Source organism: Pseudomonas sp. BJa5, assembly GCF_030272875.2.
GTDB lineage: Bacteria > Pseudomonadota > Gammaproteobacteria > Pseudomonadales > Pseudomonadaceae > Aquipseudomonas.
In genome coordinates this window covers 1-218 of sequence record NZ_JALRNG020000272.1, presented here as the reverse complement: position 1 = coordinate 218, position 218 = coordinate 1, and the positions used below count along the sequence as shown (strand labels likewise).

Below are 218 nucleotides of genomic sequence, written 5' to 3'. Positions count from 1 at the left end.
GCCATGACCATCACCCTCAGCAACGGTGAGTCCATCACCATCGCTGCCGGTGAGACTTCGGGCAGCGTCACCGTGGCGGCACCGGACGACGACGTGTACATCGACGCCGGCCAGGTCGAGGCGACCATCACCGGCACCAGTGGCGGCGACTTCGAAAACCTCAACGTCGACCCGTCGGCGGCCGTCACCGAGGTCAACGACACCATCGACCCGTCGAC

The 218-nt window shown here is 66.1% G+C and carries 1 protein-coding gene; it reads left to right on the top strand.

The genetic code is table 11. The annotated features are described in order from the left end of the window. The coding region (locus tag M2D63_RS26260) for an immunoglobulin-like domain-containing protein (RefSeq protein ID WP_285865940.1) at window positions 1-218 on the top strand (218 nt) is incomplete at both ends.